This is a genomic window from Rhizobium sp. P1_B8, from assembly GCF_056406515.1.
In genome coordinates this window covers 282,464-308,817 of record NZ_JBFTZZ010000015.1, presented here as the reverse complement: position 1 = coordinate 308,817, position 26,354 = coordinate 282,464, and the positions used below count along the sequence as shown (strand labels likewise).

Genomic DNA, 26,354 nt, shown 5'->3' with positions numbered 1-26,354 from the left:
CCACGACGGCGTCGTTGGGGGCCTTTTTCTTTTGCTCGCTACGCTCCTCTGTCCTTGTTGAACTCCTGGAACAGGCCTTTCAGCCGTTCCTGGACGAATTGATCGAAACCGGGTGCGGTCTTGCCGTCGAAGACAAAGGTCGCACCGGACGCTGTCGTCTTGATCATGACAGGCACGCCACTAACCTGGGTTTTGGCCACCGCCGGCTTCGGCGCGGCCGTCTTCTTCGTTGCCAGAACGAGTGCCCGCTGAAAGCGCTCGTCACTCGAAATTTTGCGCGCGTCGTCCGCGGACAACTCCGCGATGATCTTCTCGACGTCGGCTTTCTCAAGCCGCTCGCCCAATTCCAACCATCGCCGGCGGCCGATATCAGGTGCCGCACCGATGGCGTTGACGAGCCTCAGGGGGACCTGTCGTATGACGATCAGCATTCTCGACAGCGCCGCCTTGTCCACGCCGAGAGCCGCCATAATGACATCGCGGCCAAAGCTGCGTTCCTCGAGCCGCGATGCAAAGAGCGCGCGCTCGATGTAGGAGAGATTGGTTCGAGCGCTGTTTTCCTGTCCCTGGCTGACGACCAGTTGACCGTCGGTGAGATCGCGGACGACCGCGCGCACCCTGATGCCGATTTCTCGGGCGGCAGCCAGGCGACGATGGCCATAGGCGACTTGGTAGCGTCCCCTGGTTTCGGGATGTGGGCGGACTAGGATCGGAACCTGCTGCCCGTGCTCACGGATTTGCTCGACGAGCTGTGCAAGTTCGGCCGCATCGATCGCCAATCGGTCGCTGACGAAGGAAGCGTCGATCAGGCCGGGATCGAGTTCGACGATGGTCTGGCCGGTGGCAAGCTGCCGTTCCAGTTCACTCGCACGTTCCATTTTCTCGGTAATGTTGCCGAGCGTTTTCGTAATGCCGCCGACAGGCGCAGCACTGCGCTCCTGCGGCACGAATCCGGCGATCGGACGATTGTCGCGTGGTGCAACCGCGTCCATCCTTTCCGGGTTCGGAGCGGAAATTTCGATGAGGTTCTTGCGCGCCATCTATCTATTTCCTTCCCCAGGTCGAGCGAATATGCGCCTCGATCTCGCCATTCACGAGGTTGAGGGATTCCAGCGCCCGATCGTAGGTTCCGCGTGTGAACTGCGACCGCTCGACCTCGTAGAGAGTCTGCTTGGTGACGCCGGCATCGGCGACCGCCGTCGATTTCACCATGGCATTGTGCAGCATTCGATTGCCGAAGATCGCCCGCATGAAGCCGGTCATCTGGCTTTGCGGTCCGTCGTTCGGCTCGAACCGGGTCACGAGATAGCGCATCCAGTCATAGCTGGTACGTCCGCCAGCCTTTTCGACGACCGACATCAGCTCACTCGTCATCGTCAGAAACTGCGACATCGACATGACATCCAGCATCTGCGGGTGGACCGTGATCAAGACCGAGGTTGCCGCGCAGAGCGCCGACATCGTGAGGAAACCCAGCTGTGGCGGGCAGTCGATAACCACGACGTCATAAAGGCTTTCGATCTCCGTCAGGACTTCGCCGATGCGGGCAAAGAACATCGTCTCCGCCGTCCCCGACGCCATCGCCTTCGGCGTCTCGTGCTCGAATTCCATCAGCTCGAGATTGCCCGGAATGAGATGCAGATTGGGCGTGTAGGTGGCGCGCACGATGTCGGCGATGGGGCGCGGCTCCTCATATCGGATCGCACCGTAGATCGTTTCGCCCTCTCCGACGTCGAACTCCGGCTGATGACCGAACAAGGCGGACAAGGAGGCCTGCGGATCGAGGTCGACGGCGAGCACGCGGTAGCCTCGCAGCGCCATGAACTGCGCCAGATGGGCCGCAGTGGTGGTCTTGCCCGAGCCGCCCTTGAAATTCATGACGGAGATGATCTGGAGCTTCTCGCCCGGCCTGCGAGCCGGCACATATTTCGGCGTTCCGTTTCGCTCGTCGAGGACCCGGCGAATGCGATCCATATCCGTTGCACTGTAAAGCCGCCGTCCGTTTGCGAGCGGATCGGGCCCATGGCCGTCGGCGGCCACCTGGCGGAGATAACCTTCTCCGATGCCGATAAAGGCCGCAGCTTCCGCCGGCGAAAATGTTCTGATCGTCTTTTGCGACAGCGGGGGGAAGATTTTTGCCTGATGCTGCTGAAGTTGATAGGATAACTCCTTCGCATCTGTTGCCAGAAGCGATGGGAGGTGCTCTTGATCGTCCTGAACAGCAAGACTCGGCTGCATGATCTTTTTCCCAGGTAACTGCGCAATTTTGAACGAAAGCGCTTCAGTTGCGCAGTTACTATATGCCCCGATTCGTTACCAATTTACAAATGCTTAACCAAACCGCCCGTTTCAGCCGATCGAGACGGCTGACGACATGACACAGATTTCAGGTGATTCGCGCATTGCCGACGGCTCGAAGTAACTGATACCAACGGTGGCTTTCCAGCCGACCGGGAGGTCAATGGCGTCGCCGTATAAATCCACTTTATCAATAGCTTGGGCGCTGTCTCTCATTTCCGCGCTTATCGTCCTCCGTTTCCGGAAAATCTTTCTGCAGCATAAAGAGATTGCCCTTGCCAGCCTTCCTCCAGCCCGAAGCGGCATCAGGCGACGTCACCGTCAGGCCGCCGATATCGACAGGCGGCGCAAATGCCTGGCGGCAGGAGAAGAGGCCGAAAAGCACGAGAACGAAACCCAAGGCTGATTTGACCCGGCCGATCCGATCGATATGCGCGTTGCCCATGCGCCCCTGCCCTTGCGTTTCGACTACCGCCGACGGATTTGGAGCCGGGTGCGGCCATTTCAACCCCGAGCTTTCATGAAGGTTTCTTGAGGTCTGATCGCAAAGCTCAGAGCGAGCGATGCGAAACTTTCGCCTGTCGATTTCTCATGAAACCATCCCGATGCCGCTTTGCAAGCAACGAGAACTCGGTCGAGTTCAAGAAGCGCGGCAGGATCTTGAAGTTCATCCTGTTCGGCTCCGATGCCCAGGATAGATGGGCCGATCAACCTTTCGTCGTGAAGGCAATAGCGATCTGATTTTGATCAGCTCATTGTCATAGCGGCCCGTCACGACGACCTGCAGACTGCACGCGACGAGCCTGATATTCACCAAAGTGAGAATAAAACAGACGTTGCAGTCGTTGCACTCAGTTCCCAGGCTTCTCGTCGTTTTGCAGCGGCAAGCCGGCTGCCTGCAGTCCTACAAAAAACCGCTCTTGGTCTTCGATCCGCACCAGCCGACTGGCGACCTCCTGTTTAATATTCGGGATCAACGCCGGTGAGTGGAGCTCGATCCAGTCGAGTTGCTCCTTCGCCTCGGCCTTCTTTCCCATGGAGCCGAGGATAGCGACCAGCACGAGACGATGCATCGGATTGTAATTGAGGTCCGACATGCGGGACCATAATTCCGCAGCCTGTGTATCCCCTCGCATGAAGGCGCAAAGCGCCATTCCCACCTCGTAATATCCGCGGGGGCCAGCATTTTTGCTGACGACCGCAGAAATCAGCTCGCATCCCCTGCCCCATTGGCCCGACATCGACAAGCGCAAGCCGTATTCACCGGCCACTTCAGTGTCGTTCGGATTGCTGGCATAGGCCGCCTCGCCGGCGCGCATGGCCCCGGCCAAATCTCCACCGAAAAAATTGGCAAGCATGAGGGCCTGAAGTGCGCGCGCATTCTTTGGGTCGAGTTGCACGGCGCGCTCTGCAAATTTCTTTGCGACGCCAAGCGTGGCGACGGTCGGTCTTGTGTTCAACTGATACGGAAAGCGAAACTCATCAAGATAGGTCAGGGACAACAAGGCCGTGGCATTGGAATCGGCCGATTTTTCCTCAACTGAAAGTTGCAAACAGGTTTTTGCGATTTCGTGTGCACGGGCAGTCATTTCGCTGCGGTAGCTGTAATAGGACAAGACACATGAAAAGGCGTCCGCGCCATTAGCGATATTGGCGGTATCGGTCTGGAACATGACGCCAAATGGACGCGCGACTGCCGTTGCAATTTGTTCGGCAAGACTTGCCTGCGTTTTCAGGATGCCCTGCACTTTCATGTCGGCATCGTAATTGCTCGCCCAGATAACGGCCCCATCCGTCCGCCGTACAAGCCGCGCGGTTGAACGCAGCATGCTGCTTTCCAACCGCACGCCTCCCTGAAGGGCATAAAGCGGCTCTGGCGAAATCTGCCCCTCTCTGGACCGCGGCAAGTCGGTAACGACGACAATGTCGTTAAAGGGAACCAGCTTTTCAATAATGTCGTCGGTGATGCCCTGCGAAATGTCCAACGCAAGTCTCCCGTCGGAACTGCTTTCGAAGCGCTCGACGACAATGATCGGGCGACTGCCGACTCCGGATGCTATCTCAGTTCCCGCGTCAAGCGGCCTGTCATGCTGAAGCAGCGCGGCGGCCGAGAGAAGACTTAACAACACGCCTCCGGCAAGGAGCCAATTTCGGGATCGTGACAATTGGGGATTTGCCGTAATTCGCTTGATTACATCCCCGGGGGCATCAATCCGTTGTAAGCCCTCCTCCGAAGATATCGGCCATTCGGATTGCGGCATCGCTAACGTTTCAACGCCCGGCCTCACGTCGAAGACCGGAGCATAGCCGCCCCTCGGAATCGTGATGATGACCCGGTCGGCGCTGCCGGCAGTCAGATAATAGTGCTCCAGCTCTCTGCGCAGCCGCCCTGCTTCGATGCGTACGCACGGATCCTGCTGGGCGTCGAAATTCGCATCTCTGCCAAAAACGGCTTGCGCGATGGTAAAGGCCTTTAAATAGTCGCGACGACCGGCAAGCGTTTCAGTCACGACAAATTCCAGGAATCGTCTCGCCCGCTCGGGAAGGCGAAATTCCGGACTGGAAAGAACGCGCTCGAGTTGCTGCTGCACTTCTTCGTGTGAAGCCAAGCCGCTGCCAGTTGCACCAACACCTGCACTTGTCATCGGTTCCCCGCCAGTTTCCGATTGCAAACAACCTGCAGTATAATGCTTCAGACAATAGTCCCGACTTGTCAGAACGGCAACGCCATTCGACCGAACAAGCTGACAGGGACAAACTAACTTTGACGGCCACCGACGTTCAGGGAGGGGGCAGCGAGCGCCGCATGCCAGCGTAAGATACAGTATACTACCGAAGCGGACGTGTATTTTACTGCCCTAGCCTCCCCGCGCGCCTTATCATTTCCGCGCATGATGGAGGAAGCGACGATGACATCACCTGAGACGCCAACATCCCATTCGATGACAAGCGCAGAGGATCTGCGCAAGCGTGCTCTGGAGCTTCAGCTTCTCGAAATGGAGCGCAACGAAAAGATCAAATCGCGGGAGGCAAAGAAACATGCCGAATTCGTGGAGGATTTTTTTCGCAAGCAAATCGGTGAAGCGGAACGCGCCGTTATCAAGCGGCTCGTCATGAAGGCAGCTGCGGACGGCAAGTACGAAGCACTGATCTACAGCTTCCCCTCGACTTTCTGCACCGATAGCGGTCGAGCTATCAATAATAATCTTCCCGGATGGCAGAAGACGCTGCAGGGAAGGGCAAAGGAGCTTCTGGAACTGTTCGAGGAGGTTGCCAAGCCACAGGGCTACGGGCTCAAGGCGATGATCATCAACTTCCCCGACGGCATGCCGGGCGACGTAGGCTTCTTCCTGACCTGGGAACCGCCTGTCGAGTGACCGACGGAGCGATCCAAGCGAAGGAACCACAATTGAAAGCGACTGAAATCGAGCGCAAGTTTCTGGTCCGCGACGACAGTTGGCGTCATTGCGCCGACAATGGGCAGGTCCTACAGCAGGCTTATCTGTCCCAACGTAATCGGAGCTGCGTGCGCGTTCGCCTGATTGACGGACATTGTGGATACCTCACAATTAAGTTCCCCAAGTCACGCCTCGCTAAAGAGGAATAGGAGTACGAAATTCCCGTCGGCGAGGCACGTGATCTTCTGCTCGCCGCCGGTCACATTCTCGAGAAAACCCGCTACCGCGTTCTTCATGACGATAGACATTGGCAGGTGGACGTCTTTGCGGAACCGTACGAAGGATTGACGCTCGCCGAGATCGAAATGGCGAGCGAGGATGACCGCTTCACGCTGCCGCAATGGCTTGGACGCGAGGTAACGGGCAACAACCGGTACTCCAACCGCGCCATGGCCGCTGCCTCGCGTGTGTCGGCCATAGCGCAGGGAGCCACTGGCTCGGATCCTACTCGCCTACGATGGTCCAATCGGCATCCGGATTGAAATCTTTTATCGCCGCGGCCCGCGCTTCGGTTTGCGGGCCGAGATCGCGCTGGTAGATGGCACTCCTCCCGTTGACAACAAATGTCTGCACGCCGGTCACCCGATATTTGACCGGCCAAGCGATAAGGGCAAAGCCGCCCGTCATGTAGCCGTTGACTATATAGCTTTTCTTGCCCTCAAGGACTTGGTCTCCCTGTGCAGTCAGGATGCGATAGCGATAGCCAAAGTAACCTTCCCCGCGTTTGGCGGCGCCGAAGGCCGCCGTCTCGACCAGCGCGCTTGCCGGGCTTTCCTCGGGATAGACGTTCGGATCCCAGTACAGGCCATCAAGTTTGCCCGGACTGCTGATCAATTTCTTCGCGAACTCATAAATGCCATCGCCGTCACGATCCTCGGATGCGTATTGATACTGCGCCGCGACATATTCGTGCATCGTATCAAGGGTGGCGAGTTCATTTTCTCCGATGCGGCGGTTGATGATCTCTTCGAAACCGCGCTGGGTGTCAAAGGACCATTTGCCGTCCTTGCCTTCGGTCAGCGGAAACGGCAGCGGCCAGAGCCGATCGCCGATCGCAACGATCTTCATGCCTGCAGAATCCCGCAGGACCACTTGACGCTCGGCGCCTTCGCGGATCAATCCGTAGGCGATCATCGCCTCATTGCTCGAGCGCAGCTTGTCTGGCTTCAAGCCGAGCAAAGCGGCAAGATCGTCGATACTGTCGGAACTCAGGGCAGATTTCAGTTTGTCTAGAGCAAGCGATGGATTGTCGAATTTCGGCGACGGCGTTGCCGCCTTGTATTCGGCGAGATCTGTCTGCACTTGGGAGAGCGCCGGTGCCGCCGGCATTGCGCAAAGCACCGTCGCAAGCATAAACGGAATTGCGATCGATTGACGTCTCATGATGTAACTCCTTGAGCTAGAAAGAGGTTTTACCGCCGTCCGCCGCCACCGCCGCGTCCACCACCGCCGCCACGGCCGCCACCGCCGCGACTCGGCATTGGGCGCGACCGCTGCTGGGGGGGACGCGCTGACTGGCGATGGGCGCCCATGCTCTGCGCTCCCCGCTTTGAGGAGACAGTCTCGCGACGACCGGACTGGACGTTGCCAAGCGCGCTTGGTTGCCGTCCGCGATTGTCGGGTCTGGCGGCCATCTGCGGCTTGTTGGGCTTCTTGACGGATTTCTGCGCAGGCTTTGACGGACGATTGGCTGCCTTCTGAGGACGCGCCTCGGGCCGGGATGCAGCCGGGCGATTGGCGGCCGTAGGCCTATTTCCCTGCGGCCGCTCCTTCAGTCCCTGCGCCGTGCTTTTGCGAATATCTTCCGCTCGCGCCGAATTGGCACGATTCGCAGGTCTCTGGCTCGCCTGGATATCGTTAGCCCTGTTGCGCAACTGGTTGCGATTGTCGGCCTGCAGCCCCGACTTGATCGCCGATCGGTCCAGCTTCGAAATCTGGTCCTTGCCGATACTCAGCTTGCTGCGATCGACATTGCTCCAATCGACGTCGTTCCATTTCAGCTTTCCGTTGAAGTTGCGGTCGTTCAGGCAATTGTTGCAGTCGATATCGATATCGCCATCCCAGCGGCCACCCCATACACCCCAGTCATCCCAGTTGACGACGGCTGCCCAGGCAAGGCCGGTCACCGCGCCGGCAAAGAATGTCGCCCCGGGATAATAATAGTTGTCGTAATAATCGGGGTAATAGGAGACCGGCGCTGACGCATAGTCCGGCTCATAGAGCATTTCCGGCGGATATTGCGGGATATAGATCTTTTCCGGATCGGTTGGGCGGATGATGATGTTGTCGTTTTCGGTAACAACCGTCACCTTGTCATCCGTCTTGATGATGTTCTTTGCCACCGCTTCGTCGCGAAGCTGCTGGATGGCAATCAGGACATCCTTCTGCTGGTTGGCGAGCGCATCGGCGAGCGATTGGGTCCAGTCGAGATCCTCGCTCATCATCTTGACGATGTCTGGATAGTTGAGAAGCGAGACGACACTGCCGTCCCAATCACTCTTGGGCTTGAGATCGGAATTTTTCTTCTTCGCCTCCAGGAACCGCTGCGCTTCGATGACCTGGAGAGGAAAGAGCGAGGCAGCTGAAATTGCCGCGACCAACTCGTCCGGATAGAGGGCGATCCGTGCCACCAGTACTTCTAGCTCATCATCCGACAGAAGCGCGGTTTCGGGTTGGTCGGCACTCGTCTGTGCGGGTGCCGTTGCCGGCGCAGGGGTCTGGGCTCGCGCAGGGAGGGCCGGCTGGAACGCAATGATTGCGAGAGCCGACAATCCACCAAGCAGTTTGCGAGATATTGCTTTCATAACGCACGTACCTCCCTAGGATCATTGAATGACAGAAGCGCTTACGGAGATTTCGGGCCGGTCGGCGGCGACCGCCTGAGCACCACAATTTTCGATTGGGCGATCGCCTCCCCCATTTCTTTCAACAGGGCGTCGACGAGATCTGTATATTCCTGCCGCCGCGCCTCTCGAACCGCCTCCGGTAGCCCCTCGATATGTGCCAGAGCCTGCGCCGCAGCAGCGAGATCCTCACACATGCTGTGAAAGGGCTCGTTGACATAGAAAAGCCGCTGCACCAGCCGCTTCTGTTCGGGAAAAGAAGTTTCTGCCGTCTCGAGGGCGGACAAGTATGTCGAACCACTTTCTCCCGACACCATCTCCGCCTCCGCCGTCGAACTACGCTAAGCAGATGCAAGGGACTATATAACAGGCGGATCGCCGAGAGACGTAAAATACGCGATCTTACGTTAGCCGGCTTCCGAAAAACTCGGGAAATTCCGCACATGGAAACTCGAATGGCATCATCTCGCGGACCCCACCTCTTTAGTTTCCGCAGAGACGTTCTTGTCGCACGGGCCGACTACCAAGCCGCCCGTGTAGCTTACGTGATGCTACGGGTCTTTGGGCCAAAGCGGGTCTAGAATTTCATGGTCGACAGCGACGGAACGGTGTGAATTCAGATCATGCCGGGCGGCGTCGTCGCGGAGGTCGCGGTCTATACCCACCACTGGCACCACGTGGCAGTTCTGCGAAAAGTGCTTCTGCGCATGAGCAGCTGGATGAACTTCGTGTTCCTGGAACATTGAAATGAGACGCCGATCCTTTCGGCATCAGCGATGCAAACGTGATGCCGGCAAGGTGCAGAGAAACATGTCAGGAGGCCGCGGTGATAGCCAATCTTCCGATCCTGCGTGGCCTGGCCGGTTTCAATCGAGACTGGCTCCGCAGTGACATACCGGCTGGCCTTTCGATTGCGGCCGTGGGCTTGCCGAGCGCCATCGCCTATCCGGCGATCGCCGGTCTGCCGCCTGAAACCGGCATCTACGCCAGCATCGTTGGTCCGATCGCCTACGCGATCTTCGGTCCTTCCCGGCTGTTGGTCATCGGCCCCGACGCCGCCACAATGACGGTACTTGCGGCTGCGATGGCGGCGATCATTGCGGCAGAGCCCGCCGCCGCCGGCATCGATCGGGTCGCCATCGCCTCGACCCTTGCCCTCGGGGTCGGTTTCTTTTGCATCGCTGCAAAGCTGCTGAAGCTCGGCGTCCTGGCAAGCTTTCTCTCCCGCCCCATTCTTGTCGGTTTCTTCGCAGGCGTGTCCCTCTCGATCCTGGTCGGCCAGATCGGTCGTTTTACCGGAGTGAAGATCGAGTCGGAGGGATTGATCCCGCCGCTCCTCGAGATTCTCCGCAAGAGCGCTTCGATCCATTGGCCGTCGCTCCTTTTCGGCCTGCTCATGTTCGCATTGCTATGGGCAGTCCGGGCCTTCCCGGTCAAGGTCCCCGGCCCCGTTCTGGTCGTCGTCCTGTCCGTCGTTCTTTCCGCAATCTTTGATTTTCAGGGACGAGGCATCGCCGTCGTCGGCGACATTCCGAGCGGGCTGCCGATGCTCTCCTTGCCAGCACTCCATCAGATGCCGCTCGACAAGATCGTGCTCGGCTCCGCTGCGATCTTTCTCGTGAGCTTCGGCGCCGGCATCGTAGCCGCGCGCAGCTTCGCATCTCGGACCGGCGAAGAGGTCGATGCAAATCAGGAGCTGATCGGCCTTGGCGCCGCCAATATCGCACCCGGCCTCTTCGGTTCGTTTCCGATCAGCGTGTCGGATTCGAGAACCGCCATAAACCTGTCGACCGGCGGCGTCTCTCAAGCTTCCGGTTTGGTTTCGGCCGCCACGCTGGTTGCGGCACTTGTTTTCCTTCATAGTGCCTTGCGGATACTTCCAATCCCTGCGCTCGCGGCAATCCTTGCAACGGCAGCCATCAGCCTTATCGATGTTCACGAGCTCAAAAAGATCTGGCGCATCAGTCGCATGGAATTCGTCTTTGCGCTGATCGCAATGTGGGGCGCAATCAGCTTCGGCGTTCTCAACGGCGTAATCGTCGCCGTTGCCGCAACCCTTGTCTATCTGGTGCGCAAGACGATGTTCCCGCGCGACGGCCTTCTTGGCCGCATCGAGGGACGGCATGGTTTCTTCGACCTGGCCCGCTTTCCGGAAGCGCGCCCCGTAGAGGGTGCGGCAGTCTTCGCGATCCAGGGCAACATCCTGTTCTACAATGCCGATTACCTGCGTATGCGGCTGACGACGATTGCGAAGGAGCTCGCGGCCGGAACGAGCTGCTTTGTGCTGGATGCCAGTGCTATCACACATATTGATAGCACTGGCGCGACCACGCTCGCCGCTGTGGCCGAGATCCTTGCGAAGCGAGATATCATCTTCGCAATCGCCGACCTCAGCGAAGAAAGCCGCGACATTCTCGACCGCGCTGGAGTGATCAAGGCGATCGGCGCTCACAACCTTTTCAATGGCAGGGAAGAAGCCCTGACGGCGCTCACGAGCAAGAATAGCCAAGCGAGCGACTCGGCAAGCACTGAGCTTTAGACGCGAAGGAGGAGAACCATGGACGAGAAATATGAACCCCAGCAGGTCGATGCAGAGGCAGGCCGCAATGGCAAAGACAAAAAGAAGAAGAAGAAGTCATGGGATTATGACAAGGAAATCAGCCGCCTGCAGGTGGAACTGGCCCATCTGCAGGCTTGGATAAAAAAATCCGGCGCACGAGTGGTCATCGTCTTCGAGGGGCGCGATGCCGCCGGGAAAGGTGGCATGATCAAGCGTATCATGGAAAAGGTAAGCCCACGCGTCTTTCGCGTGATCGCCCTGCCCGCTCCGACCGATCGCGAGAAGTCCCAGATCTATATGCAGCGCTATATCGGCTATCTGCCGGCGGCTGGGGAAATCGTGATCTTCGATCGCAGCTGGTACAACCGTGCAGGCGTCGATCGCGTCATGGGCTTCTGCAGCGAGAAGAAGGCACAGCGATTTCTTGAACTGGCGCCTCGCTTCGAAGCGGCAATCGTCGAAAGCGGCATCATTTTGTTGAAATACTTCCTGACGGTCAGTGAAGATGAACAGGATCGCCGTTTCAAGCGCAGAATCGACGACCCGTTGAGACAATGGAAGCTCAGCCCCATGGATGTCGAATCCTATCAACGCTGGTGGGACTACACACGCGCCTATGACGAAATGCTGCGAATGACCGACAGCAACCATGCGCCGTGGTGGATCGTGCCATCGGATGACAAGAAGCATGCGCGGGTTAACTGCATCTCGCACATCCTGCAATCCATTCCCTATGAGCGTGTGAAGTTTGCGGCACCTGATCTCGGCAAACGCCAGAAACGCCCGTCGGATTTTGTCGAGGATAGCAGTATTCGGCACGTCGTGCCCGACACGACGTCATAGATCACCTCGGCCGGAACGGCGCGGGACGGGATGCGACGATGGAACAAATAACCGGAGATACGACGGCGCAAAGAGCCGACACGGGGCAGATTTCGATAGAGGCGAAGGTAAGCGACCTCGTCAGATTGGGTATTATCGGGCTCTTTGCCTATTGGACCCTGCTTCTCATCGCGCCCTTCGCGCTGATCGTCGCCTGGTCGGCCATCCTTGCGGTGGCGCTCTTTCCGATGTTCGAGGCGCTTTCGAGACTGATCGGAAACAGGCCCGTCATTGCCGCGACTGTCATTGTCGTGGCCTGTCTCGTCCTGATCATCGTGCCCCTGGCGCTCGTTGCGGTCAACGTTACCGATGCGATACAGCCGCTTCTCGCCAAATTGCGGGCTGAGAACTTCGCGCTGCCCGCCGCGCCGGCAACCATTCGCGAATGGCCCATTGTCGGTGAGCGAATTTATGACGCATGGAACCAGCTCGCTACCAATCTGGCATCGACCATCGTCAAGCTTCAAGCACCAATTCTCGAAGTCATGGGTGTCATCGTCGCAAAATTGGCCTCGCTCAGTGGCGGTGTCTTGAGCTTCGTCGCCTCGATTATTCTCTCGGGTATCCTACTCACCATGTCGCCGCGACTGGCTGTGGCAATACAGGTACTGGCAAGCAGGATCGCTGGCGATAAGGGCGTCGGCTTTGCGCGCCTGGCCGGAATGACCGTGCGAAACGTCTCGAGGGGCGTGATAGGAGTCGCCTTCCTGCAGGCGCTCTTATGCGGATTGTGCTTTGCCCTCTTTGGCATTCCGGCCCGCGGGGCCCTGACGTTACTGGTGTTTGTCCTTTGCATAATGCAGCTCGGGCCTGCGCTGGTACTCGTGCCTGCCATCATTTGGGCGTGGTTCTCCTGGCCGACTTCGACCGCGCTCATCTTCACAATCGTCGCTGTCCCGATCATGGTTGTCGACAACGTCCTGAAGCCGATCCTGATGGCGAGAGGTCTCTCGACCCCGATGCCGGTCATACTGATTGGCGTGATAGGGGGCACCCTGTCATACGGTCTGCTGGGGCTGTTTTTGGGACCGATCGTCCTCAGTGTCTTTTATGAATTGCTGAGAGCCTGGGCCTGGCCGTCAGAGGCACCAGGCGGATCGAAAAATGCTTGAAACAAAGCGTGACCGACAAGACGGGAGGCATGAAAACACGCCGAACTCGTGTCAGGACTTGTCACAAGTCGAAAAATCTCCATCCGCCGACGGACTACCTTCCGGTTTTAAAGTGTGCATTCCCTCCTCACCGATCGGTGCAATACATGATGACTTCTTGCTCTATCTCGCGGCAGAGTTGCTCGTACTCCTTGATCAGGACTTCCTCCCTGGGACTCTGTCTTCGAAACCGGTCCAGCGCATCGGCGGCAAGATCGTAAGCTTCAAAGATCTCGTCCAGTGTCTCACTGGCCCTGTCGGCCAAAACACGACGGAAATCGGGGAGTCTAAGCATCAATTTCCTCCGTCCACGCTCTCTGCCCATTGATTAGCTCCGCGTTAAGCACCCCCGCAAATCATACGAAATCGCTCGAGTATCAGATCGTACCATAGGAGATCTGCATTGATGTGTTTTCGGAATGAGAGATCGGCTGGGATGCAATGGCGGTGGGAAGCCGTTTGCGGCGAACGTGGACATGCCAGCGCGAAAACGTAGCTTTATGTGACCTAGCATATCGATGGCACGCCGCCGGACGGGGGAAGACGTCTCGTTGACATGTCCTACTCCGCGCTGCCGCGATCAGTCGCGTTCAAGGCCTTCACAGTGACCGCAGCAACGACGCCGGTCAGTATAATTCCCGCAAAGCCGATCACCACTGCCAACACCCGCGCCGACACGTGCTTGGGCGTAAAATCGCCATAGCCGATAGTAAGCCCTGTAACGAAGGTGAAGTAGAGAGCTTCGTCGATTCGCCAATCCTCTATGCGCCATATCGCAAGGCCGGAGATGATCATTATCGACACAATGCCGGATAGAATCGGCCAGATTACCCGCAGCTGCTTAGCAAGCGCGATGAAGAACAGACGTCTAATTTGCCTATTGCTCGGCTCATTGCCTACTTTTGACGGCATGACTTCGACCTTTCTGCGGTCAGCGTCAGGAGAGAGCAATGAAGCGTGGAGAACCCAAGCCCGAGATCCACCAGACCGCATCAGTCGCGCTCACATCCAACCACAGTCTATTTGCCTCCGGACGATTGCCTCTCTCTCTCGAGAGCGGCAATCCACTTCACGGCATTCGTGGCGGCAAGACATAAAGCGTTATGGCGAAGATCAAATAAACCATCAGCACCAACACGCCGACGAACCATGCAGACCGTCCGCTATTGGTTACGAACATCGCCGTAATGGTCGCAAGCAGCACCATCACCACGACGCCTGGCGGGAACTGCAGGTCCATCGGTGACGGGCCGATCACGTAACTGAGCAAGACCAGGACGGGCGCTACGAACAAAGCGATCTGCGAAGCACTTCCCAGCGCGATGCCCACGCTGAGGTCAAGCCGGTTCTTGCGGGCGCCGGAAAACGCCGAGGCCATTTCGGCAGCGCCGCCAACCAGTGCGACGACAATGAAACCGACAAAGGCAGGCGTCATTCCGAAAGCTTCCGCTGCCTTTTGCACGGATTCGACGAAGATCTCGCTTACCAGCGCCACGAGGACGGTGACCCCGGCGAGCGTGACCAGGGCCAGGCCGATCGGCCACGGCATTTCGTCTGTCTGTGCGTGTTCTGCGGCGGCGAAAATCTCGCGATGCGTCCTGAGGCTGAACAGCAGCCCAAGTCCGTATCCGACGATGAGCAGGAGGGCTAGGCCAAGACTGAGCTGTTGGGTGACGGCGGCCGCGGAGGTGGAGTCCATTTCAGCAACAGCCGAAGGCATCAGCAACCCGACTGTGGCGAGAAAGAGCAGGCCGGCTTGAAGACGCGCGCTGGCTCGGTTGAACTCCTGGAAGTGGTACTTAAGCCCGCCAAGCAAAAACGAAGCGCCCAGCATGAACAGCGTGTTGGTGACGATCGCGCCGGCGATGGACGATTTCACCAGCGTGTACTCGCCGGCGCGCAGGGCAGCCAGCGCGATCACCAACTCGGTGAGATTTCCCAGGGTGGCATTGAGCAGCCCACCTGCGGCGTCACCCGTTTTGGCGGCAACTGATTCCGTAGCGTGACTGAGCAACCCGGCCAGCGGCACGATAGCAAGCACCGACAGAACAAAGAGTGTCGTGTGGGCCTCGGGGATGAATATCGCAGCAACGAACACCACCGGCACGGCGATCAGCAACCACAGCATAGGGCTGTCGCGTATCTCTTTCAAAAGGAGGCTCAACGGACGCTCCTATTCGGGTGATGCTATTCAGGCAAGGCCGTCTGCTGGAAGAAAGTGACAGTCGCTTCATCCGGGGGCCGAACCACTTTGAACACCATCAAACTATTTTGGCCGGTCATGTCATTGATCGCAGACAAGGTGCGCTGCAGCATCCTGCGATTGGGCACATTCAATGGAGGCGTGAAACTTCGCATCGATGGATCTGCCATATGCGCCAATGGGTGGGGTGGACTTCCAGTCGTTCACCAGTCATGGCATTCGCCCAACCATCAGGCAGGCGCCGACATGGAAAGATCAGGGCATCAACGCCTTGATCGCCGATGACGGCGAGTTCTATATCCTCTTCGAATGGAGCTTCGACAATCAACCGCCACATCACCGAATCCTCCACGACGATGCACCAGCATCAACTGGATAGAACATCCTCTCGGCTTGCCAGCACTCGGCCGACGTGCTTACTCCTCAAGCGCTTCGCACTTGTCGCGACTACGCTTGCCTGTCCCAACTCGGCGATGAGGCGATCAATGGCGATTTCACGTGCGGAAAAACATCCTGTCAGTGCGACAATCGCTCATCCTATATAGAAAGTCAGATTGCCATTACGGATCTGTGTCACCCATTCGATGACTTCAGACGCCAGTTTCTTGGCTTTCAGTTTGAACCAGCCACTTGTTGGAACGGGCGGCCGCCCATTTGCTTGCCATAGTAGCGGAACAATCACGCCCGGGCATTGCGCCGGATCAATGGAGATGAGGAAGCCCGAAATATCGCGAGCTTCTCGCTGGGGGGCGCAGGACGACAATAGAGCCTACGCGATGCTACACCGCTCATCCGTTCAAAGGTGGTAATCTTGCATCATTATCGACGAGCAAAACGGTCCAGCTACTGCATAACTTCTCGGATGAGCGCAGGAGACCATCATGTCCATCAAGATGGAAAGGCCGCATGTTGCAGAGTACGGTCCTGACGTTTCAACCGTGGTCGAAGGGGACTCGTTCATACTAGGGCGCAGCCAACCTTCACGCGTGCTCCGCCATGAAGATAGAGCACCGCGGATGGACTGGATCTGGAAGCTCTACGAACACATGCCGGATGCGGTGTTTTTTATCACCGAGAGCCATCTTGTTTCGGCCTGCAACAAAACGGCAGTCGCCCTGTTTGGCTACGACGAAAGCGAATTGGTCGGCCGCAAGATCGACTTCGTCTGGCGCTCGACACCGGATGTTCAACTAAGAGGGCGATGGGCAGACCAAGGCCCAGTACGCGCCGGCCTCGCAATCACCAAAAGCGGTGCTCAATTCCCGACTGCCCTTACAATCATCAGGGGGCAGGACGCAAAGGAGGGCTTCACTGCAGCGATTTTCGAGGACTTCCGCGCCGAGCGCGAGACATTGCAGCAGGTTCAGGAGCTTCAATGCGAGATTGCCCGCCTCGCAAGAATAACCGCGCTCGGGGAAATGGCATCGACCCTTGCCCATGAGCTTTCACAACCGCTCTCGTCAATCGCTGCCTATTCGCAGGGATGCAGACGCCTTGTCATGAATGATCACCGTCGATGCGGCGAGAAGCTTCGCGAAGCCCTATCGGACATTACGCAACATGCTATGTGGGCAGGAACGATCGTCCAGAACATAAGAGACTTGGTAAAGCCCGGCGCTGGCGCCAGAAAACAGGAAGCGATGCACGAGTTGATCCATGAGGCGACCACACTCGCGTTCATCGGATCACAGCGCAAGGGGCTCCATGCGGATCTCCGCCTCGAAGCGGCGTGGGACACGGTCATTGTCGACCGTGTCCAGATCGTGCAGGTGTTGACAAACCTTGTTCGCAATGCCCTGGAGGCAACCGACGATGTCGATCAGCCCCATATTGCGATCCGAACCAAATCCGACACATCTTCCCATCTCGTTGTCGAAGTGTCCGACAACGGCTGCGGTATCGCAGCCGAGATCGAGGAGGCATTGTTCCGCCCCTTCGTGACCAGTAAACCGCGCGGCCTCGGCATGGGCCTGGCCTTGTCCAAGCGCATTGTCGAAGCCCATGGAGGCCGCATAACTGCGCGCAAGGGGATGAACTGCGGTTCGATGCTCTGTTTCTCGCTTCCGCTGGCGGAGATCTAAGCCGATGGCAAACGATCTCACGATCCATCTCGTTGATGACGAGGAATCGCTCAGACGGTCGGTGACATTCCTATTGGTATCGGCAGGTTTTGCCGTTCGCGCGCATAGCTGCGCGAGGGCGTTTCTCGAGCTTTTGCCTCTTTCCGGGAGGAACTGCCTTGTTACCGACCTCCGCATGCCGCATGTCGACGGTATCGAACTGCTCCACCGCTTGCACGATTTCAACGCGGACGTTCCGGCGATCGTCATCACCGGCCAGGGCGATGTCGCAGCAGCCGTTCTGGCGATGAAGGCCGGAGCGTCCGACTTCCTGGAAAAACCTCTCAAAGAAGAGGCGCTGATAGCAGCCATCAACGAAGCAATGGGACAGAGGCGTGCCGGCAGGGCGGTTGCCGATCCCGAAAGTGTCACGGCGCGACTTCGGCAGCTTACGGACCGCGAACACCAAGTCCTCATCGGCGTGCTTGACGGCCTTCAGAACAAGATGATCGCCTATCATCTAGGCATCAGTTCGCGGACTGTGGAAGTCCACCGCGCCAATGTGATGGCAAAGATGGGCGCGCGCAATCTGACAGAGCTCATGTGGATGGCCATTACCATTGACGCGACCGGGCAGCGATCTGAAATCGAGAGGGGCGCGCCCGTCGGCCACATATTGCCCCACCTTCGCTGATCGAAAAGCAATCCTTGCAAGCAAAGACATGTACGATATGATGTGTTAGAACATACTTAAATAATAGCGTGATCTTGTCGTGGGGGCGGTCGGTCATGAGAAGCGCCAAGCTCAACACTTTCCGCAGTTTTGAGCCGACAGCAGACGAAATCTGCCTGCAAGTCGAGCGAATCCTCATGAGCGAGGAATTTCACACCCCCAAACGCGGGCGAAATTTCCTGGAATTTGTCGTCAACGAGACACTTGCGGGTCGATCGGGGTTTTTGAAGGCCTTTACGATAGCAAATATGGTTTTCGGCCGGGAAGCATCCTTCGATCCGCAAAACGATCCGGTCGTCCGGATCGAGGCCGGCCGAATAAGAAAAGCCCTCGAGCGCTACTACCTTGTCGCGGGCCAAGCGGACGAGGTCATCATTACCGTGCCGAAAGGCGGATATGTGCCCCATTTCGAATATGCTCAGGATGAGCCCGACCCCGTATCTGAGAAAGGGCTGGAAAAATCGCCGGCCGGGGGACTGGATGATCAAGACGATCCGCTTCCGGACATAGATCGCAGAGCGAGGCCAGTCGCTCTTGGCCTTGGAGCCACTCTCGTCACCGTTCTTGCGCTTCTGCTCCTCGCTCTTGCTGGCGCACTTTCAGTTTCGCGGGATGTTTCGACCCGGGCATCACCAGCGGGATCCGCGAAACCAAAGGTGGTTGTCGATTTTTTTTCCGAGAGCGGCCCCATAGGCGCCGGTTCGGACATCGCCCGTGGCCTGAGGGACGACGTCATCGGCCAACTCGCTCAGTTCGATGACATCGTCGTAGTTGCCGGGTCGGTACTCGGCGAACCTGCTGACGGCGCCGCCTATGCGCTCCAGAGCAATGTCCAGCTCGATGGCAGCAGGATGCGCGCCGCTGCGAGGCTGGTGCGTCAATCGGATGGGGCCGTCATATGGGCCGACAACTATGATGCTAATCTCGATGTTCAAAACAAGCTTGTGATTCAAGGCGATGCCGCCCGGAAAATCGCCAGCGCGATTGCACAGCCACATGGCGCTATCTTCCAAGCCGATACGGAAACGATCGCCAGGCCTGCGGAGAATGGCGGCTCGGACGCCTATGCCTGCACCCTGATCTATTACAGCTACCGGCAGGCCATGACTGAGCAAAGCCATAGGAAGGCACGCGAATGCCTGCAACAAACAACCCAGCATTTTCCCGATAACGCATCCTCTTGGGCCCTCCTGTCCATGGTCTATCTTGACGAGATACGTTTTCGCTACAAACTCGGCACGCCAGCCTCAGCCCAACCCCTCGAACTGGCGATTGCTGCGGTGGAACGAGCAATATCGCTGGCGCCCGGCAATCCGCACGTGCTGCAGGCCCAGATGCTGGTGAGCTTTTTCAGAGGGGATATCGAGAAGGCGCTGACGGCCGGGACCTCTGCCTATTCCGCAAATCCAGACGATGTCGAAGTTGCAGGCGAATACGGCTCCCGCCTTGCGATGTCAGGAAAATGGCAATCAGGTTGCGAATTGCTGTCGATCGCTCTCAGCAGGAACGCCGGACCTAAAGGCTTTTATGAGGTCGGCATGGCTTTGTGCGCCTTCATGCGAGGCGATATCGAAGCGGCGGAGCAGTGGTCGCGACGGTCCGATCTCGATGGCAACCCCATGCACCATCTCTTGCTGCTGTCCATTCTCGGGACCGCTGGAAAGACGAATGAAGCCAGACTGGAACGGGAATGGCTCAACACCCACGCACCGGAAATGATGGGCAATGTCCGTACGGAGGTCTCTCTGCGTTTGCAAAGACCGGAAGACCAGGAGCTGTTCCTCAACGGCCTGCGCGCCGCGGGAATGGTCATTCCTCCTGTCAACACGCCAAGATAGTTACGGGTCAGGGCCCTGCGTCGCCAAGCTTGCGAAATTTTGAAATCTCCATCGCGATTTGCACGGCGATGTCGTCCTCGACATCGAGAATGGTCTGGCCACTCAGATCGCGATCATATTGATTTGCCCAGACGACTACCCCGTCGGCGCCGTCTATCAGGCGGATATGCAGATGCACGATCGTGCTTTCGACAAGTGCACTTCCTTGCAGGTTGAAATGCGGTCCGCTCGTTACCGCGCCGGAGCGGCCTGGAGTAAGCACGACCAGGTTTTGCACCTCCATGAGTTTTGCAATCAGCTGATCGCCCAGTCCCTTTGCAAAATTAGCTGTCTGCGCCGTGCCGTCGAGGGCGACGAGGGGGTCGACAGTAATCCTGATCCTGTTCGTCGGCGCTGAGGCAACAGGGGTCCGGGTCGCTTGCGGTGGTGATAGGTAGGATTCGAGTGGGCGAATGAGGGCTAAGATCGCCATTGCCCCGAATAGTGCAGGGACACCAATCGGCAGCAGAAGATGGCGATAGGTCGTTGGCCCCTGCTGCCCAGTCTGTTTTTGTGGATTCTCGTGATCTTGCGAAGCGGCCACTTCTCTGGCAATCGACGTGTTTTCGCCGCTCGAAAACAGCGTGGCGTAGCCTCCTTTGGGAATTGTGATCCTTATCGGGTCGTTGCTTCCACACACGAGGTAATATCGCTCGAGTGCGCGGCGGATACGGCCAGCCTCTATGCGCACGACCGGATCATTCTGGGCATCGAAGGACGCGTCGCGTCCGAAAACGATCTGCGCGATCATATGGGCCTTGAGCCGTTCGCTGTGCCCTTCAAGCGTCTCTTCAACAATATACTGCAGAAAGCGACGCCCGCGCTCGGGAGCATGGAATTGCGGGCTGGCGAGTATGCGTTCAAGCTGCTCTCGCACGCTGGCGGGACCTTGAGATAAGTCGCTTTCCCCTCCCTCTTCCGATGCCATAGGACCTCCCACGACATTTTCGTGTCGCTCTCCCCAAAGGGCGAAAGCCTTATACACCGCAGAGTAATCCGGGGCTTCCGTAGCAATACGTAAGGGGTATCTCGAATATCGGGTCGCGCGGCAATTGCTTATGCTCCGATGCGGATAGGGGCGACGCAGATGCTTCAAAATCACGCAATAAATTACACGACTGCTCGAGGCCACCGGTATGGGGGCGCAGCCGCTACAACCAAGGATCAGTCGATTAGGCTCAAGGCCGATGAGACGATCTACAGCGAAGGCGAACACGCGCTTACGATCTACCACGTAGAAGCGGGCGCTGTGCGGATCTATAGGCTGACGGCCGCCGGACAGAGATACATTCTGTCGTTTTACGGAAAGGGCGAATGGTTCGGGCTTGAAACGGGCGATATACGCACCGATTTTGCCGAAGCCGTCTGCGAAACCTGCGTCACGCCCTTTCGCGCCAATCATGACGCCGTCGTTCCCATCGATCTTCTGCACATTGCCTTGACGAATCTTGCCAAGGCGCAACACAAACAACTCGTCATCACCGAGCAGAGCGCACTGAAGCGCGTCGCGGCCTTTGTCTGCGAAATGGCCGACCGTCATCCGGGCGATTGCGAATTTGACATGATGATTTCCCGCAGCGATATCGCCGACTATCTTGGACTGACAGTCGAAACCGTTGCCCGCTGTTTCACGAAGCTCCGCGAAAAACGTATCCTTTGCCTGAACGGCAAACTGCAACGCATCGTTCGCCTTCTCGATCGCGATGCGCTGATCAGCCTCACGATCTAACGGCAAAGCATTCGCAGGTTCGATCTCAGAAAGAAGGACTTTGACGATGACGCATGCATCTCGCCGGAAATCAGGCACATCGGGCAAAATGCTCTATGCAGGCTTGATATCGTTGGCCTTTCCCATGACGGCAGTTGTGGCGCAAGACAATCCGTTTGATCAGTTCCCGGTGGTTATCCAGTGCAAATACCACGAAACCTTTCACGCCTTTTATCTGTCGCGTGTGTCTCAAGATGGAACTGCAACCTATTCTGCATCCGACCGGATCGCCGGCACCATCACGATCGACGGCAAGGCAAAGGCAATAGGCGCTGAAGGCGGAGGCAGTTGTGTCGGCAAAACCTTGTCAGAGCTTCGCGCATCGCACCAGGCCTACGACCTGAAACGCTAGGGCATCGAATTGAAAATGAGAGATCCAGAGGACTTTCGCATCCTGGCAAGGCTCACCCCTGCAATCGCTGCGTCCTCGGACTCGATCGCGGTGGTCGGGCCGGAGGAGACGACGATTAGTTCAAGCCTGAGCTTCATAAAGGTTTCTTGAACGCCTCGATGCGGTGAAGCCCGGCGACATATATGAAAAAATCCAAACCTCCGGCGTCGCGCTCCTCGACCGTCCGACGGACGCCGCCCTCAGCATCAGGCGGTAGGGTACGCCTCAGCATCACGGGTTTGCACCGACCTAACGTGACTTACCCGGCAAATGAATGTTTGCCATTTCTTGTTTTGCAGTGCACAATATTTACTGCAAACAGGGACGTGAGCCGTTGAGAATTTGCATCTACAAATCAGATGAAGTTCCTGAAGTAACGCTGTTCTTACGAGAAGGCGTACCGGTGCCCGCACATCCGAAAAGCCAAAAGTGGCGGCACATAAAAGCAGTCGTTGGCGAGGAGGTAAGGGCGGACCTTCTGACGCAAATCGAGATCGGCAATGGATGTCTTTTTGTCAAGCTTGGGGCATCTCCGAAGCACTGATCTAGGCTGCTGGAGTTGAACGCTGTTCGGCCGCCATGGAAACATGCTCACTCATTATCGTCCCCCCGCTAGATCACCAATCGGCTGTCCTCAAGCAGCGTGCCGATAGCGGCGTGCATATCGCCCTTGGATAGGCCGATCACCTCCTCATGCCCATCGTCTCCCACGGCTTCGCTGATCGGCGGCTCGCGCATCTCCGCACTTCATATCTGGGTTTTCAGATTGGCAGCCGCCCCGCCGATGTTCTTATTATGTTCGTATGAATTCAATAATCAATCTGGGTGAATTGCTTTTTAAGGCTTTGCTGATGAACTGCCATCATGACAAAGCCGCCCCGCAAGCCGTCCGAGCCGCTGCTCGGTGAAGCCTACGAGCAGCTCCGCAGCCGACCGCGTCGGCGGCGAGATCCCGCTCAGCCTAATCTTCCTCACGATCCGATGCCGGCGCGTATCGCGCCGCCTCGGCCGTCACGGAAGACAGGGTTTCAGATGACAGACGACCTGGAATTGAAGCAGGCCGAAGGTCAGCAATACCCGCAGGAGACGACCGACCGGGACATGGCTGCTGGCAACTACCTCAACACGGCGATCTTGCTGGGGATCCTGTTTATTGCGATCGTCTTCAGGTTCCACAAGATCACCTTGCCGCTGGTCGACGGCTTCAGCTGGCGCGAGATAAGCACTGCAATGATGGCCGACAATTTCCAGCAGCGCAGCTGGAACATCTTCTTTCCGGAAGTCAGTTGGACCGGGCCCGGGCCAAGCTATCAGGGCCGCGAGTTCCAGATCGTCAGCTATCTCACAGCCCTGCTCTACCAACTCTTCGGTTGGCACGACTGGTTCGGCCGCATGGTTGCGGCCTTCTTCGGTCTCGTGACGGTGTTTTCGTTGCACAGGCTAACGGCCCTCTGCTGGGACGAGATGCGTGCCCACGCGGCGGCACTTGCCTACGCGCTGATGCCGGCGGCAATCATGATCGACAGCTCGTTTCTTCCCGATCCCGCGATGCTGGCCTTAGTGACCCTTGGCGTCTGGCTGTTCGCCAAATACTGGGCCGGCGGCAGCGGCTGGCTCTTGCCGCTCGCCACGGTCAGCTTCTCGCTCGGCGTGCTGTCAAAGCCACCAGGCATCGCTGCCGGTGCCGTCATCTTCTATCTGATGGTCTGCTGGATTCTGGAGAAGAAGCGAAAGCAGGCGACCTGGGTCTTCCTGTCGGGGCTTTTGAGCCTGGCCATCATCGGCGCTTATTTCAGCTGGGCGATTTATCTCGGCCGCAGCTATCCGCCGTTTCATGTCGCCGGCAGCGGCGGCTATATCTGGGATTACGGCTTCTGGACATATGTCAGGGACAGGTTCTACTTCAAATCCGTGTGGAACACCTCGGTCCTGTGGTTCTACGGCTATCCATTCATGGTGCTGCTCGCGGTCGGCTTATGGATGCCGGCCAGCCTCGCCGAAGACCCGAAGCAACGCACCCTTTCGGCCATTCCCTATGTGTGGCTGGCTGCCGCCCTAATCATCTATCTGGCAGCGGCGGGCGAAATCACCAGCAATGTGTGGAATCTCCACATCTTCCATGTGCCGGTCGCGATGTTCTGCGGTCGCGGCGCGCTTCTTCTGGCAACGCTTGCATCGAGAACCATTCTAACGCCGGCGGTGATGCTTCGCTCGATCTGCATCGTGGCTCTCACGCTTGCCTGGTCGACCTTGCCGCTCGTCAGGACGATGAAGAAGCCGATCGCCATGAACGGCAAGCTGCTTGGCGAGGAACTGGCGCGGTTGGCGCAACCGGGCGATCTCGTCGTCGCCATCGCCCCCGAGGTCGGCGATCCCGTCGCAGTCTACTACAGCAGGGCGCGCGGCTGGGTATTCCCGCCTGGCGGAGGCGATGCGGAATGGTCGAAATTCGTCGCGGATGACGCCACTGCGATCGCGCAGCTCGAGGAACTGCGCGCGCAGGGCGCGGACCTGTTCGGCGTGGCCAAGAACGCCACCGACAAGCACGACCTGCTGTTCGTCGAGCATCATGATGGGGTTGTCGACTATCTCGACAAGACCTCAACCAAGCTTGTGGATTCGGCTGATTTGCTGATCTATCGGATCACCCGCCCATGAGCCGCGACAGGCTGGGGCCGTGGGCCTTGCCTTCCCTCGGAAAAGGAACCGCCAAATCGCGCCGGTCGTCCGCCACACAGACTATGGGCCGCATGAACTCGCCCTTATCCGTCGGACACGCTCTGGGTTGTTCACCGCTGACGATCTTTGGGAAAGCGCGCTTAAGCTAATTTACCGAAAACTTCCTGCCCATATAAGCACGGATAGGTTTATCGAAGTGGGTGAATAGAAAATGTGCTGCAGCAATAGCAGCTAAGAGCGTGCCGCTCACCGTGATTGCCAATGGTATGACGCCATCGCTAGCGCTTTGGAACTGAGCGCCAAGTCGAATAATAGGCTGGTGAATAGCGTAGAGCGGATAAGACAACAATCCGAAGTATGCCGCGAGTGGCCGCTCCTCGTTGGGCGGAACTGCAGCTGCCAGAGCGACAACGACTGGAATTATAATAGTGATACAGAAAAAATCGTATAACCCCCTGGGGACGGAAAAGGGAAGGAACAGAACCACGATCAGGATAAAAAGCGGAATCTGAGGCGCGACCCTCCCGACGCGATGATTGATGTTCCAGCGAAAAATCAGAACACCGGCAAAAAATGAAAAACCGACTCTGACAAAACCTTCAAGGAATGTTCGCCAGCTCGAAAATCCAACTGGACCAATTGTACCCTCGATGCCGACAATTTGGAAAAGCGCGACCGCGAAGAATGCGAGAAACGCGACATCGCCCCACAAACGAATTTTACGGCGAGCGGCCGATCCGTAAACGAGGCTGGCGACCATTTCAAAGCAGAGTGACCAGAGTGGGCTGTTAATCGAGAACGCTTCTTGCCCCGCCAGGAGTCCCAAGGGCAGGAGAAGTAATGCACCCACGGTAAGAATTGGGATGTCGTGGAGAGAAATATGCGGTTCTGAAGCAAATACCGCCGCAAGAACGCCTACCGCAACACCGACCACGATCATGGGATAGAGGCGCGCCAAGCGCTTCAGGAAAAATGCACTGCTCCGCAAACCACCGGACCTTAGTTTTTGGTCATACCCGTTTGCGAGAACAAAACCGCTAAGGCAAAAAAAGAAATCCACGGCGAGATAGGCGTAAGAGCCAAGGCCGAAACCGAAGATCTGGCTCGCATGCAAGAGGACAACGGATAGCGCAGCTACCCCTCGAAGTTCGTCCAGAAACGCAATGTGGTTCGTCAATTTACCGGCCCTGCTACCGGAGGTCACATTGCCAAGTCTTCGTTTGCAACCGATTAACGGATGACCTGTTTTCTGGCTGACGGCTTGCATGCATAGCAGCCGCGGAGGTGAAAGACGCTAACAACAACGGGACGAACGCCGCACTCGATGACGGTGCCGCCGCACGGATAAAGCGCGAAGCATAGGCTAGGTTAAGCGCCTAGGCAGCGGCCTCGTATCCCGCGCTGTGGAATGCCTTACCATCGTCGCACCACGACCGGATCAATGTTGATCC

General features: G+C 57.6%; 25 protein-coding genes and 3 pseudogenes. 15 read left to right on the top strand and 13 right to left on the bottom strand.

The annotated features are described in order from the left end of the window. Window positions 1-38 precede the first annotated feature (38 nt). The 3 genes and pseudogenes from repB to AC1D2N_RS19100 all read right to left on the bottom strand — a co-directional run. A complete protein-coding gene (gene repB, locus AC1D2N_RS19110; RefSeq protein ID WP_130729647.1) occupies window positions 39-1,040 on the bottom strand; it encodes a plasmid partitioning protein RepB in 1,002 nt (333 codons plus the stop codon). Window positions 1,041-1,044: 4 nt separating this feature from the next. Next, window positions 1,045-2,238 carry a plasmid partitioning protein RepA gene (gene repA, locus AC1D2N_RS19105; RefSeq protein WP_018245756.1) on the bottom strand — a complete coding sequence of 398 codons (1,194 nt, stop codon included), beginning with the start codon at window positions 2,236-2,238 and terminating at the stop codon, window positions 1,045-1,047. Window positions 2,239-2,512: 274 nt separating this feature from the next. After that, a pseudogene (locus AC1D2N_RS19100) lies at window positions 2,513-2,743 on the bottom strand (hypothetical protein); the annotation flags it as partial. A 146-nt stretch (window positions 2,744-2,889) separates the two neighbouring features. Between AC1D2N_RS19100 and AC1D2N_RS19095 the strand changes: the two are divergent. After that, complete coding sequence (locus tag AC1D2N_RS19095; RefSeq protein ID WP_018245759.1) at window positions 2,890-3,039, top strand: hypothetical protein; 150 nt, start codon at window positions 2,890-2,892, stop codon at window positions 3,037-3,039. Window positions 3,040-3,149: 110 nt separating this feature from the next. Here AC1D2N_RS19095 and AC1D2N_RS19090 read toward each other — a convergent pair whose 3' ends face one another. Continuing rightward, window positions 3,150-4,943 (bottom strand): tetratricopeptide repeat protein, encoded by a 1,794-nt coding sequence (locus tag AC1D2N_RS19090; protein WP_130729645.1) that lies wholly within the window; start codon window positions 4,941-4,943, stop codon window positions 3,150-3,152. A 264-nt stretch (window positions 4,944-5,207) separates the two neighbouring features. Between AC1D2N_RS19090 and AC1D2N_RS19085 the strand changes: the two genes are divergently transcribed. Beyond that, window positions 5,208-5,675, top strand: coding sequence for a hypothetical protein (locus AC1D2N_RS19085; protein WP_112907020.1), 468 nt, complete (start codon window positions 5,208-5,210; stop codon window positions 5,673-5,675). Between the two features lie 32 nt (window positions 5,676-5,707). Continuing rightward, window positions 5,708-6,238, top strand: a pseudogene (locus tag AC1D2N_RS19080) (CYTH domain-containing protein). Here the strand turns inward: AC1D2N_RS19080 and AC1D2N_RS19075 are convergent. From AC1D2N_RS19075 to AC1D2N_RS19065, 3 genes are read right to left on the bottom strand one after another with little or no spacing between them, the layout of a single operon-like run. Continuing rightward, complete coding sequence (locus AC1D2N_RS19075; protein WP_018245763.1) at window positions 6,201-7,139, bottom strand: DUF2950 family protein; 939 nt, start codon at window positions 7,137-7,139, stop codon at window positions 6,201-6,203. The pseudogene AC1D2N_RS19080 and the gene AC1D2N_RS19075 sit on opposite strands and share 38 nt — an antisense overlap. A gap of 29 nt (window positions 7,140-7,168) precedes the next feature. Beyond that, the gene (locus AC1D2N_RS19070; protein WP_130729644.1) at window positions 7,169-8,560 is read right to left on the bottom strand and encodes a DUF3300 domain-containing protein; all 1,392 of its coding nucleotides are present in this window, start codon (window positions 8,558-8,560) and stop codon (window positions 7,169-7,171) included. 41 nt (window positions 8,561-8,601) lie between these two features. Further along, on the bottom strand, window positions 8,602-8,916 hold the full coding sequence (locus AC1D2N_RS19065; protein ID WP_130729643.1) for a hypothetical protein: 315 nt from the start codon (window positions 8,914-8,916) through the stop codon (window positions 8,602-8,604). A 306-nt stretch (window positions 8,917-9,222) separates the two neighbouring features. Here AC1D2N_RS19065 and AC1D2N_RS19060 point away from each other — a divergent pair. From AC1D2N_RS19060 to AC1D2N_RS19045, 4 genes and pseudogenes are all read left to right on the top strand, one after another. Beyond that, window positions 9,223-9,345: pseudogene (locus tag AC1D2N_RS19060) on the top strand (HlyD family secretion protein); the annotation flags it as partial. Between the two features lie 80 nt (window positions 9,346-9,425). Next, window positions 9,426-11,138: a SulP family inorganic anion transporter gene (locus AC1D2N_RS19055; RefSeq protein WP_130729642.1), complete on the top strand. Its 1,713-nt coding sequence runs from the start codon at window positions 9,426-9,428 to the stop codon at window positions 11,136-11,138. An 18-nt stretch (window positions 11,139-11,156) separates the two neighbouring features. Beyond that, window positions 11,157-12,002: a polyphosphate kinase 2 gene (gene ppk2 / locus AC1D2N_RS19050; RefSeq protein ID WP_018245768.1), complete on the top strand. Its 846-nt coding sequence runs from the start codon at window positions 11,157-11,159 to the stop codon at window positions 12,000-12,002. A gap of 38 nt (window positions 12,003-12,040) precedes the next feature. Continuing rightward, entirely contained in the window at window positions 12,041-13,153 is a 1,113-nt protein-coding gene (locus tag AC1D2N_RS19045) for an AI-2E family transporter (RefSeq protein WP_130729641.1), read from the top strand. A gap of 127 nt (window positions 13,154-13,280) precedes the next feature. Here the strand turns inward: AC1D2N_RS19045 and AC1D2N_RS19040 are convergent, their stop codons facing one another. The 3 genes from AC1D2N_RS19040 to cax form a co-directional block, all read right to left on the bottom strand. Next, complete coding sequence (locus tag AC1D2N_RS19040) at window positions 13,281-13,517, bottom strand: hypothetical protein (protein WP_130718964.1); 237 nt, start codon at window positions 13,515-13,517, stop codon at window positions 13,281-13,283. A gap of 236 nt (window positions 13,518-13,753) precedes the next feature. Then, window positions 13,754-14,104, bottom strand: a complete 351-nt coding sequence (locus AC1D2N_RS19035; protein ID WP_018245771.1) for a potassium channel family protein — start codon at window positions 14,102-14,104, stop codon at window positions 13,754-13,756. A 157-nt stretch (window positions 14,105-14,261) separates the two neighbouring features. Further along, the gene (gene cax, locus AC1D2N_RS19030; RefSeq protein ID WP_112907030.1) at window positions 14,262-15,356 is read right to left on the bottom strand and encodes a calcium/proton exchanger; all 1,095 of its coding nucleotides are present in this window, start codon (window positions 15,354-15,356) and stop codon (window positions 14,262-14,264) included. Window positions 15,357-15,552: 196 nt separating this feature from the next. Here cax and AC1D2N_RS19025 point away from each other — a divergent pair, with 196 nt between their 5' ends. The 4 genes from AC1D2N_RS19025 (at window position 15,553) to AC1D2N_RS19010 (ending at window position 20,026) form a co-directional block, all read left to right on the top strand. Continuing rightward, window positions 15,553-15,774, top strand: coding sequence for a hypothetical protein (locus tag AC1D2N_RS19025; protein ID WP_113543077.1), 222 nt, complete (start codon window positions 15,553-15,555; stop codon window positions 15,772-15,774). Window positions 15,775-16,276: 502 nt separating this feature from the next. Continuing rightward, complete coding sequence (locus AC1D2N_RS19020) at window positions 16,277-17,476, top strand: ATP-binding protein (RefSeq protein ID WP_113543078.1); 1,200 nt, start codon at window positions 16,277-16,279, stop codon at window positions 17,474-17,476. A gap of 4 nt (window positions 17,477-17,480) precedes the next feature. Continuing rightward, window positions 17,481-18,149, top strand: coding sequence for a response regulator transcription factor (locus AC1D2N_RS19015; protein WP_113543079.1), 669 nt, complete (start codon window positions 17,481-17,483; stop codon window positions 18,147-18,149). Between the two features lie 95 nt (window positions 18,150-18,244). Beyond that, window positions 18,245-20,026 (top strand): hypothetical protein, encoded by a 1,782-nt coding sequence (locus AC1D2N_RS19010; protein ID WP_130729640.1) that lies wholly within the window; start codon window positions 18,245-18,247, stop codon window positions 20,024-20,026. A 7-nt stretch (window positions 20,027-20,033) separates the two neighbouring features. On the opposite strand, the gene AC1D2N_RS19005 is transcribed toward AC1D2N_RS19010, so the two are convergent. Beyond that, window positions 20,034-20,993, bottom strand: coding sequence for a hypothetical protein (locus AC1D2N_RS19005; RefSeq protein ID WP_130718968.1), 960 nt, complete (start codon window positions 20,991-20,993; stop codon window positions 20,034-20,036). A 159-nt stretch (window positions 20,994-21,152) separates the two neighbouring features. On the opposite strand from AC1D2N_RS19005, the gene AC1D2N_RS19000 reads away from it, so the two are divergent. The 3 genes from AC1D2N_RS19000 to AC1D2N_RS18990 all read left to right on the top strand — a co-directional run bounded on the left by AC1D2N_RS19000 (window position 21,153) and on the right by AC1D2N_RS18990 (window position 22,768). Then, complete coding sequence (locus tag AC1D2N_RS19000; protein ID WP_018245788.1) at window positions 21,153-21,794, top strand: helix-turn-helix domain-containing protein; 642 nt, start codon at window positions 21,153-21,155, stop codon at window positions 21,792-21,794. Window positions 21,795-21,882: 88 nt separating this feature from the next. Then, entirely contained in the window at window positions 21,883-22,185 is a 303-nt protein-coding gene (locus tag AC1D2N_RS18995) for a hypothetical protein (protein WP_018245789.1), read from the top strand. 313 nt (window positions 22,186-22,498) lie between these two features. Further along, a complete protein-coding gene (locus AC1D2N_RS18990) occupies window positions 22,499-22,768 on the top strand; it encodes a hypothetical protein (protein WP_165403391.1) in 270 nt (89 codons plus the stop codon). A gap of 68 nt (window positions 22,769-22,836) precedes the next feature. Here AC1D2N_RS18990 and AC1D2N_RS18985 read toward each other — a convergent pair whose 3' ends face one another. Next, on the bottom strand, window positions 22,837-22,962 hold the full coding sequence (locus AC1D2N_RS18985) for a hypothetical protein (RefSeq protein WP_261330416.1): 126 nt from the start codon (window positions 22,960-22,962) through the stop codon (window positions 22,837-22,839). 294 nt (window positions 22,963-23,256) lie between these two features. Here AC1D2N_RS18985 and AC1D2N_RS18980 point away from each other — a divergent pair, with 294 nt between their 5' ends. After that, window positions 23,257-24,882: an ArnT family glycosyltransferase gene (locus AC1D2N_RS18980; RefSeq protein WP_130729695.1), complete on the top strand. Its 1,626-nt coding sequence runs from the start codon at window positions 23,257-23,259 to the stop codon at window positions 24,880-24,882. Between the two features lie 166 nt (window positions 24,883-25,048). On the opposite strand, the gene AC1D2N_RS18975 is transcribed toward AC1D2N_RS18980, so the two are convergent. Then, a complete protein-coding gene (locus tag AC1D2N_RS18975) occupies window positions 25,049-26,107 on the bottom strand; it encodes an acyltransferase family protein (protein ID WP_130729694.1) in 1,059 nt (352 codons plus the stop codon). Between the last annotated feature and the right edge of the window lie 247 nt (window positions 26,108-26,354).